The 932-nt window shown below is 64.6% G+C and carries 1 pseudogene; it reads right to left on the reverse strand.

Features of this window, described 5'->3' with window-relative positions:
* Positions 1-699 precede the first annotated feature (699 nt).
* A pseudogene (locus ACFQEU_RS16730) lies at positions 700-932 on the reverse strand (tyrosine decarboxylase MfnA); the annotation flags it as partial.

Consider the following 932-nt stretch of genomic DNA (forward strand, 5'->3'; position numbering starts at 1 on the left):
GCTGCCGTCCCCGACGCGGCCGTGGCCGTGCCGGCGGCCGCCGCTCCGCCGGCGGCCCACATGAACGTGCGCCGAGAGACGTCGTCCGTGCTCATAGCCGCCGGTTCGTGATGCCCGATAGTGAATATGTTGGTTCGGCTCCCGCGGATCGCCGAGAGTCGGTCGATAGCGAGAGCTCCGTGATCGATATCGGGTGTGGGTATGGTAATACGATCGATCGGTTGGGTATAAGTGAGCAAGCGGTGTTGCTGTCGGCCGTTTATAAGTGGTTGTTGACGCGGTGGCCTCGTTCAACGCCCCAGCCGTTCGTTTATAAGTGGTTGATCATCGATTGATGGTGAACTCGTCCAAAGCCCCAGTCGCCGGCGGCGAAGCCGCCGGCTGTCCCTTTGGGTCCCACCCGCCCCGCACAACACCGCACCTCACGCCTCCCCAGCCTCGTCGCGGGCGCTCCGCGCCAGCGACTCCAGCGAGGGACCTTCGGGCCGCTCACCGGGGCGCGCCACCGCAGTGGCTATTTATAAGCGATCGGTGCTGCCGCTCGTTATTCAGTTATATACTCTGGTGCCGCCAGCGATCTGATACACCTACTCCCGACATCACTCACTGACGCCTTTGTACTGACTACCATGTATAACGCGACCGCGCAGCATGGATACCGACGGTGTAGTCCACTTTTATATCCCGATCCGCTTCGTCTCACGTTCGGATCCGGTCCAGGTCCGCGAGGAACGCCCGCAGCGCCTCGCGGGTCACGTGTGGCATACACACGACGCGGGCCTCGCCCGCGCCCGTGCGGGAGAGCTTCCAACCGGCGTCCCGGAGCGCCTCGAACGTCGTGTCGGGGAGGTCGACCGCGACGAGAGGGAGCTCGGGTTCGGTCACGTCGTACCCGAGCGCGACGACCTCGTCGGCGAGCCAGGTGGCGTCGG

Source organism: Halorubrum tibetense, assembly GCF_042661865.1.
In the GTDB taxonomy this organism is placed as follows: domain Archaea; phylum Halobacteriota; class Halobacteria; order Halobacteriales; family Haloferacaceae; genus Halorubrum; species Halorubrum tibetense.